Consider the following 8354-nt stretch of genomic DNA (forward strand, 5'->3'; position numbering starts at 1 on the left):
GTGTCGCCCCGCGCGGGCACATCCCCGAACACCCCGTGGAGCGACAGTGAAAACAGGCGACCAGATAGTCCAGGACCTCCCATGGAGATGGGGGGTCCAGGGCAGAATTTTCATCATCGGCGGCCTCGGCTACCTCTTCGACGCCTATGACATCGCCCTCAACGGCTTTCTGATGCCGCTGTTGGGCGACCACTTCCACCTCTCCCTCTCCCAGCGAGGCCTGGTGGCCACCGCCAATCTGGTGGGCATGGCCGTGGGCGCGGTGACCTGGGGCGCGATCGCCGACCGCATCGGACGCAAGAAGGCCTTCAGCGTCACCTTGCTGATCTTCGCGCTGTTCTCGGTGGCCGGTGCCCTGGCCCCGAACTACGCGATCTTCCTCGCCCTGCGCTTCATCGCGGGTGTCGGACTGGGCGGTTGTATTCCCGTCGACTACGCCCTGGTGGCGGAGTTCTCCCCGACGAAGTACCGCGGACGCGTACTGACCGCGCTGGACGCCTGGTGGCCGATCGGCGTGACCCTGTGCGGCCTGGTCTCGACGGCCATGCTGTCCCTCGAAGGCAACTGGCGGTGGATGCTCAGCGTGATGAGCGTTCCGGCGCTGCTGCTGTTCTGGGTGCGAAGGGGTGTGCCGGAGTCGCCCGTCTACCTCAGCAAGAAGGGCAGGGAAGCCGAGGCACGGGCCGTCATCGACGATCTGGTCGCCCGCACGGGTGCGCCCGTCGAGCCGTACGTCATTCCCGCACCGGTGCCCGAGGCCGGGAAGAACGGCCCCCGCGCCGCGCTCGAACAGCTGCGTGCGGTCTGGAAGTTCAGCCCGCGCATCACCTCCGCCGCCTGGCTGCTCTTCGCCACCGTCATGCTGGTGTACTACGCGGCCCTGAGCTGGCTGCCGTCCATTCTCAAGGAGGAGGGCCTCGGCGACACGGCCGCCTTCATGAGCACCACGCTGATGAGCGCGGTCGGCATCGTCGGCGTCCTGACCTCCACGGTGCTGGTGGACGCGGTCGGCCGGAAGTGGCTCATAGGGGTCTCGGCCCCGATCGCCTCGCTCGCACTGGTGGTGTTCGCGCTGGTGATGCGCATGGAGACGGGTTCCGTCGTGGCCATCGGCGTCTTCGGCTTCCTGATGCAGCTGACCATCCCCGCCATGTACGCCTACGTCTCCGAGTTGTACCCGACAACGCTGCGGGCCAGCGGCTTCGGCTGGGCGTCCTCGTTCAGCCGGGCGCTCACCGGCTTCGCCCCGATGCTCTTCGGCTCGGTGATGTGGCCGCTGCTGGGGTTGCCGCTGACGTTCGGCGTACTGGCCGTGGCCGTCCTGGGGGCCGTCGTCTGGACGGCGTTCGCGGCGCCCGAGACAAAGGGACGCGACCTCGACGAGGACGACCCGACCGCGGTGCCCGCCCAGGCGTCCCCGGAGCCGGCCGTCGGTCAGCCGGTGCGCTGAAGGGCAGCCCGCCCCGACCGGACTGCCCGGGTCGGCCTTCGAAAACGACAGGAGAAACATGAAGCCCGCTCCCTTCCAGTACCACCGAGCGCGCGACGTCGAGGGCGCCACGGCACTCCTGGCCGAACTGTCCGACGAGGCCAAGGTCATCGCCGGCGGCCAGAGTCTGGTCGCGATGATGAACTTCCGGCTGGCCCGCCCGGGGCACCTGGTCGACATCGCCGGCCTGCGCGAACTCGACCATCTCGGAGTCGAGGCCGACGGCGGTCTGCACATCGGGGCGCTCACCACCCATCACACGGTGGAGACCGCGCCCGTGGACCGGCTCGGGGCGGGTTTCGAGGTCATCCGCGATGCCATGCGATGGATCGGCCATCTGCCGATCCGGACCCGCGGCACCGTCGGCGGCAGTATCGCGCACGCCGACTCGACCGCCGAGTGGTGCCTGCTGGCCGTGCTGCTCGACGCCGAGTTCGTGGCCCACGGCCCGCGCGGGCGGCGGCGTATCCCGGCCGGTGAGTTCTTCTTCGGTTACTACACCACCGCCCTGGACCCCGACGAGATCCTTGTGGAGATCGTCTTCCCCCGCCCCGCGCCGCACGCGGCGCTCACCGAGTTCGCCGAGCGTCGCGGGGACTTCGCCATCGTCTCCGCCGCGGTCGATCTGGCAACCGAGGGCGAGGACATCCTCGGCGGCCGGGTGGCTCTGGGCGGTGTCGCCGCGATGCCGGTACGCGTGCCCGAGGCGGAGGCCGTGCTGGCGGCCGGCGGCTCGTTCCGGGACTGCGCGGAGGCGGCGGCCTCCGCCGTGGATCCGCCGAGTGACGAACACGGCAGCGACGACTACCGCAAGCACCTCATCCGCAATCTGATCGAGCGAGCCTGTGAGGAGGCGATGTCACGATGACGTCCGCCAAGGACGACCGGCTGGTCGGCAGGTCGGTGGCGCGCCGCGAGGATCCCCGGCTGCTGTCCGGACGTGGCCGTTTCGTCGACGACATCGAGCTGCCCGGCATGCTGCACGCGCAGTTCGTCCGCAGCACGGTCGCTCATGGGACGATCACCGAGATCGATCTGACGCGGGTGCGTCAGGTCCCGGGTGTCGTCGCCGCGTTCACCGCCGCCGACTTGGAGCTGGGTGATATCACCGCCCAGCTCGGCCGCCCGCTCTCGGAGTTCGTGCCGACCGCCATGCCCGTCCTCGCCCGCGACCGGGTCCGCTATGTCGGCGAGCCCGTCGCCGTGGTCGTCGCCCGCGACCCCTACCTCGCCGAGGACGGCCTGGAGGCCGCCAAGGTGACGTACGCGCCCCTCCCGCCCATCACCTGCGAGGAGCAGGCCCTCGCCCCCGACGCTCCGCGGGTGCACGCGGAGGCGGCCGGGAACACCCTGGTCGACGTCGGCCTGTTCGCCACCGAGGGCATCGACGAGATCTTCGACCAGGCTCCCTGCGTGGTCCACGTCGATGTGCGAACCGGCCGCCAGAACGCCCTGCCGCTGGAGACGCGTGGCGCGGTGGCGCAGTGGGACGCCCGGGAGGAGCAGCTCGTCCTGCACACCTGCACCCAGACTCCCCATCAGGTGCGGACCGTGGCCTCCCGCTGCCTGCGACTGGACGAGCGCGCGGTGCGAGTGATCGTCCCGGACATGGGTGGCGGCTTCGGCCTCAAGTGCGTGGTCGGCCGGGAGGAGATCGCCACCGCGGCGGCCGCGCTGCGGCTCGGCCGGCCCGTCAAGTGGATCGAGGACCGCAAGGACGCCCTGTCCGCCTCGTTCCTCGCCCGGGAACAGCACTACACCGCGCGCGCCGCCTTCGACGCCGACGGCCGGATCCTCGGCCTCGACGCGGACGTGGTGTGCGACATGGGCGCCTACTCCTGCTATCCGTTCACGGCCGGTATCGAGCCGCTGATGGCATCCGCCGAGATGCCCGGCGTCTACAAGGTCCCCGCCTATCGGGTGCGCGGCCGGGCGATCACCACCAACAAGGCGCCCACCGCCCCCTACCGGGGCGTGAGCCGCCCGCAGTACGTCATGGCCGTCGAGCGGCTCATGGAACGCGCCGCCCGCGAACTGCGCCTGGACCCGGTGGAGATCCGGCGCCGCAATGTCATCACCGACTTCCCGTACACCGGCGTCAACAACATCACCTACGACCCCGGCTCATATCTGGAATCCCTCGACCTGTGCGAGCGGGCACTGCACGAGGCGGGCTGGTACGACCGGCAGGCCGCGGCCACGGCCGAGGGCCGGCACATCGGGATCGGCTACAGCTGCTTCAGCGAGCGCACCGGCTACGGCTCCGCCGCCTTCGCCCAGCGCAAGATGGAGGTCGTGCCCGGGTTCGACCTCGCCGAGGTCCGCATGGACACCAGCGGCGCGGTCACCGCCACCACCGGCACCATCAGCCACGGGCAGAGCCATGAGACGACCATGGCGCAGATCGTCGCCGATACGCTCGGCCTCGACATCGCCAAGGTCAAACTTCACCAGGGCGACACCGACCGCATCACCTACGGCTGGGGCACCTTCGCCAGCCGCTCGATCGCGGTCGGCGGCAGTGCCGTACGGCTGGCGGCGGGCAAGCTCGGCGACAAGCTCCGCGCCATCGCCGCCGCCGAGTGGGGCATCCCCCCGGAGGAGACCGAACTGGACCGGGGCCGGGTCCGCCGGCGCGACGACCCGGATGTCGCACTCACCTACGAGCGCCTGGCCGACACCGCCTATCTCAAGTCGCATCTGCTGCCCAAGGACATCGACCCGGGCCTCACCGCCACCGCCGTCTTCGACGTCCACAACGACGGCACCTTCTCCAATGCCACCCACGGGGTGGTGGTGGAACTGCACGAGGCCACCGGGCAGGTGGAAATCCTCGCCTACTTCTGCGTCGAGGACTGCGGTGTCGCCGTCAATCCGCAGGTGGTGGAGGGGCAGTGCCGGGGCGGCATCGCGCAGGGCATCTCGGGGGCGCTCTTCGAGCAGATCACCTACGACGCCCAGGGCGAGCCGTCGGCCACCAGCTTCATGGACTACAAGGTGCCCACCGCCCATGAGATCCCGGAGGTGGTGATCCACCACCTGGAGACCCCGTGCGCCTTCACCGCGACGGGAGCCAAGGGCGCCGGTGAGGGCGGCACCATCGGGGCCCCCGCCGCCGTACTCAACGCCGTCAACGACGCACTGCGGCCCACCGGCGTCGAACTGGACAACACGCCCATCACACCGGAGACGGTCCACCGTGCTCTGACCCCCCGCACACCGGAGCAGACACCATGAACGACACCACCGGCCTGGGCGACGACGTCCAGCTCATCACGCTCGACGTCAACGGCACGTCCTACGAGGTGATCACGGCGCCGCGCCGCACCCTGGTGGACGTGCTCCGCCACGATCTGCGGCTGACGGGCACCCACGTCGGCTGCGAGCACGGGATCTGCGGCGCCTGCACCGTGCTCGTCGAGGGGCTCCCGGTCCGGGCCTGTCTGATGTTCGCCGCCCAGGCGGAGGGAGCGCGGATCACCACCGTCGAATCCCTCGCCGACTCCGGCACCGGCGAGCTCAGCGATCTCCAGCGGGCCTTCACCGCCCACCACGGCCTGCAGTGCGGCTTTTGCACCCCCGGCTTCTTGATGCTGGCCCAGGGCTTCCTCGCGGAGCGGCCGGAGGCGACCAAGGAGGACATCCGGGAGGTCGTCGCCGCGAACCTGTGCCGGTGCACCGGCTACCAGACCATCGTCGAGGCGATCGACGCCTGCGCGACCGCCCGGCGCTCCCAGCGGGCCACGGGCGCCGAGGAGGACTCATGCAACTGATCAATACCGTTTCCGTCAAAGCCGAGCCCGACGCGGTTTTCGCCCTGCTCGGCGACGTCCAAAGAGTGGCGTCCTGTATGCCCGGCGCCGCTCTCGAAGGCCGTGACGGCGATGCCTGGCGTGGCGCGGTCAAGATCAAGGTGGGCCCGATCTCGGCCGCCTATGCCGGCACCGTGCGCTTCCTGGAGGTCGACGCCGAGAAGCGGAGGCTGCGTGTCCACGCCAGTGGCGCCGACACCCACGGCAGCGGCGACGCCGAGGCCGAGGTCTCCCTGGAGGTCGTCCCGGCTGAGCACGGCGCCCAGCTGAACCTCTCCACCGACCTGGTGATCCGGGGCAAGATCGCCCAGTTCGGCAAGGGAGCCATCGGGGCCGTGTCCGACAGGATTCTCCAGCAGTTCGCCGAGAACCTCGGCAACCTTCTCCTTCAGCAGGACGGCGCGGAAGCGCCCCCCGCCTCCGGCGCGGCGCCCGCCGCCTCCGCTCCCGCGGCCGGCGCACCCGCCGAGGCGCCCGGTGAGCTCAACGGAATGGTGCTGATCGCGGGCCCGCTGCTGAAGAAGTACGGACCGGTCGCGGCCGCGTTCCTGTTCGGGCTCTCTCAGGGCTGGCTGCTGGGGAGGCGCCGATGAGCGGCGGACTGTACGGCGTCGCCACCAACCACACCTACCGGCGGGCCGGCTTCGGTGCCGCGGTGCGGCGCGGCAGCCGTCCGGCGATCGTCGTGGTGGACCTGACCCGGGGTTTCACCGAGGACTCGTATCCCTCGGGTGCCGACCTCTCCGAAGTCGTGGCCGCCACCACACGCCTGATCGAGGCGGCCCGGCCGGTGGATGTGCCGGTGATCTTCACCGCGATCGCCTACACCGAGGCCGAGGCGTCCGGTGACGCGGTCGCCTGGCTGCGCAAGGCTCCCGGCATGCGCGCCTTGGTCGAGGGCAGTGATGCCGTGGCCATCGACCCGCGGCTGCCCATGCGGCCGGGACACGATCAGCTGGTGGTGAAGAAGGGCGCCTCCGCCTTCTTCGGCACGAGTCTCGCCGCCATCCTGACCGGTCTGGGCCGCGACACCGTCGTGGTGTGCGGGGCCACCACGAGCGGCTGTGTGCGGGCCACCGTGGTCGACGCCGTCCAGTCCGGCTTCCCGGTGCTGGTGCCCCGTGCCTGCGTGGGCGACCGGGCCGAGGGACCGGCGGACGCGGCGCTCTTCGACATCCAGGCCAAGTACGGCGACGTCGTCACCCTCGAGGACGCCGTCGGCTACATCACCTCCGTTCCCACCCCGGCGGCTCCTGACGCGGCCCGGCGTTCCCACCGACGAGGAGACAGCACATGACACGGCGTTCGGTCCTGCAGAGCGCGCTCGCCGATCTGGCCGAGGTGCCGGCCACGAGCCGGTGGGCGCGCTCCGGAGAGGTACGGCTGCACGCCCTCGACTACGGCGGCGGCCTGCCGCCGCTGGTCGTCCTGCCCGGTATCACCAGTCCCGCGGTCACCATGGACTTCGTGGCACGCGAACTGACCGACCTGGTCAGGCCGGTGGTGCTGGACGTACGCGGCCGGGGTCTTTCGGACGAGGGCGACGGCTACGGGCTGGCGGAGTACGCCGAGGACACCGAAGCCCTCATCACCCATCTCGGCCTCGACCGTCCGCTCCTCCTCGGTCACTCCATGGGCGCGCGGATCGCGGCGGCCGTCGCGGTGCGTGCCAAGGTGCCCCTGCGCGGCACCGTGCTGGCCGATCCGCCGATGAGCGGCCCGGATCGCGGCCCCTACCCCACCACCAGGGAGGTGTTCCTGCGGCAACTCTCCGAAGCCCGGCGTGGAACGGACGCCGACGAGGTGGCCGCCTCCTGGCCCACCTGGCCGCGGCGGGAACAGGAACTGCGGGCCCGCTGGCTGTCCAGTTGCGCCGAGGAGGCCATCGTGGCCACGCACCACGGCTTCGAACACGAGGACTTCTTCGACTGGTGGCCCCGGGTGCCCGGACCGGCCCACCTGCTCTACGGGGCCGACAGTCCCGTCGTGACGGCGGAAGGGGCGCGGGAGGCCGCCGAGAGCAATCCACCGGCACCGCTGCACAAGATCCCCGGCGCCGGCCACATGATCTTCTGGGACGCCCCGGCAATCGCCATCGCGACGCTCCGCGACGCGCTGCGGACCATCCTCTCCCCGGCCGCCTGACCGGTGCCCGCTGCCCCGTTTCGGAGGACCAACCCCATGGCAGACCATCACATCGGGCTGATCGTGCCCAGCTCCAACCTGACGATGGAGACCGAGCTTCCCCGGATGCTCAACGCGCGGGAGCCCATCGCGCCCGACGACCGTTTCGTCTTCCACACCAGCCGGATGCGGATGAAGCACGTCACCCCGGACGAGCTGCGCAATATGAACGCGCAGACCGAGCGGGCCGCCCTCGAACTGGCCGACGCGCGGCCCGACGTCGTCGCCACCGCCTGCCTGGTCGCCATCATGGCGCAGGGGCCGGGTCACCACTGTGTGGCGGAGGCCGACATCACCTCCGCGCTGCGGGCCGAGGGCTCCCAGGCGCCCGTGGTCTCCAGCGCCGGCGCCCTGCTCAGCGGCGTCGAGGCGCTCGGCGCCCGCCGGGTCGCGATCATCACGCCGTATATGAAGGAGCTCACCGCCAAGGTGGTCGACTACATCGAGGACGCCGGGATCGAGGTGGTCGACGCGCTCAGTCTCGAAGTTCCGGACAACCTGGCGGTGGCCCGTCTGGACCCCGCCGGTCTACGTGACCACTGGCGCCGCCTGAACCTGGGCAGGGCCGACGCGCTGGTGCTGTCGGCCTGTGTGCAGATGCCGTCGCTGGCGTCGATCCAGCCCGTCGAGGACGAGGCGGGGCTGCCCGTGCTGTCGGCGGCCACCTCCACCGCGTTCCGCATCCTGACGGAGCTCGGGCTGCCGCCCGTCGTGCCCGGCGCCGGGAGCCTGCTCGGCGGCCAGGTCTCCGGCCCTGCCGGGAGCGGTGCCGGAACGATGGCCGGTCGGAACTCGAGCGGTACGGGACCGATCCACCTCGGTACCGGTCGGTGAGGTCGCGGCCGGGGCCGAAGGGTGTCACCGGCGTC

The 8354-nt window shown here is 70.9% G+C and carries 8 protein-coding genes; all 8 read left to right on the forward strand.

Going from position 1 to position 8354, the window contains the following annotated elements:
- Positions 1–46 precede the first annotated feature (46 nt).
- The 8 genes from GWI24_RS35805 to GWI24_RS35840 are packed head-to-tail and all read left to right on the forward strand — an operon-like array spanning position 47 to position 8319.
- Entirely contained in the window at positions 47–1450 is a 1404-nt protein-coding gene (locus GWI24_RS35805) for an MFS transporter (RefSeq protein WP_210950206.1), read from the forward strand.
- Positions 1451–1508: 58 nt separating this feature from the next.
- A complete protein-coding gene (locus tag GWI24_RS35810; protein WP_210950207.1) occupies positions 1509–2357 on the forward strand; it encodes a xanthine dehydrogenase family protein subunit M in 849 nt (282 codons plus the stop codon).
- Positions 2354–4726: a xanthine dehydrogenase family protein molybdopterin-binding subunit gene (locus tag GWI24_RS35815; RefSeq protein WP_210950208.1), complete on the forward strand. Its 2373-nt coding sequence runs from the start codon at positions 2354–2356 to the stop codon at positions 4724–4726. The genes GWI24_RS35810 and GWI24_RS35815 overlap by 4 nt, the downstream gene beginning before the upstream one ends.
- Entirely contained in the window at positions 4723–5262 is a 540-nt protein-coding gene (locus GWI24_RS35820; protein WP_210950209.1) for a (2Fe-2S)-binding protein, read from the forward strand. Before GWI24_RS35815 ends, GWI24_RS35820 begins: the two co-directional genes overlap by 4 nt.
- Positions 5253–5894, forward strand: a complete 642-nt coding sequence (locus GWI24_RS35825) for an SRPBCC family protein (RefSeq protein WP_210950210.1) — start codon at positions 5253–5255, stop codon at positions 5892–5894. The genes GWI24_RS35820 and GWI24_RS35825 overlap by 10 nt, the downstream gene beginning before the upstream one ends.
- Positions 5891–6598: an isochorismatase family protein gene (locus GWI24_RS35830; RefSeq protein WP_210950211.1), complete on the forward strand. Its 708-nt coding sequence runs from the start codon at positions 5891–5893 to the stop codon at positions 6596–6598. Before GWI24_RS35825 ends, GWI24_RS35830 begins: the two co-directional genes overlap by 4 nt.
- Positions 6595–7446, forward strand: a complete 852-nt coding sequence (locus GWI24_RS35835) for an alpha/beta fold hydrolase (protein ID WP_210950212.1) — start codon at positions 6595–6597, stop codon at positions 7444–7446. The genes GWI24_RS35830 and GWI24_RS35835 overlap by 4 nt, the downstream gene beginning before the upstream one ends.
- A 36-nt stretch (positions 7447–7482) precedes the next feature.
- On the forward strand, positions 7483–8319 hold the full coding sequence (locus GWI24_RS35840; protein ID WP_281791090.1) for an Asp/Glu racemase: 837 nt from the start codon (positions 7483–7485) through the stop codon (positions 8317–8319).
- Positions 8320–8354: the final 35 nt, after the last annotated feature.

It is taken from the genome of Streptomyces sp. MK37H, assembly GCF_018035285.1.
In the GTDB taxonomy this organism is placed as follows: Bacteria; Actinomycetota; Actinomycetes; order Streptomycetales; family Streptomycetaceae; genus Streptomyces; species Streptomyces endocoffeicus.

Bases quoted from the DNA above. Each gene is read 5' to 3' on its own strand.
- GWI24_RS35810 (WP_210950207.1), top strand. From the start codon at position 1,509: ATGAAGCCCGCTCCCTTCCAGTACCACCGAGCGCGCGACGTCGAGGGC.
- GWI24_RS35815 (WP_210950208.1), top strand. From the start codon at position 2,354: ATGACGTCCGCCAAGGACGACCGGCTGGTCGGCAGGTCGGTGGCGCGC.
- GWI24_RS35820 (WP_210950209.1), top strand. From the start codon at position 4,723: ATGAACGACACCACCGGCCTGGGCGACGACGTCCAGCTCATCACGCTC.
- GWI24_RS35825 (WP_210950210.1), top strand. From the start codon at position 5,253: ATGCAACTGATCAATACCGTTTCCGTCAAAGCCGAGCCCGACGCGGTT.
- GWI24_RS35830 (WP_210950211.1), top strand. From the start codon at position 5,891: ATGAGCGGCGGACTGTACGGCGTCGCCACCAACCACACCTACCGGCGG.
- GWI24_RS35835 (WP_210950212.1), top strand. From the start codon at position 6,595: ATGACACGGCGTTCGGTCCTGCAGAGCGCGCTCGCCGATCTGGCCGAG.
- GWI24_RS35840 (WP_281791090.1), top strand. From the start codon at position 7,483: ATGGCAGACCATCACATCGGGCTGATCGTGCCCAGCTCCAACCTGACG.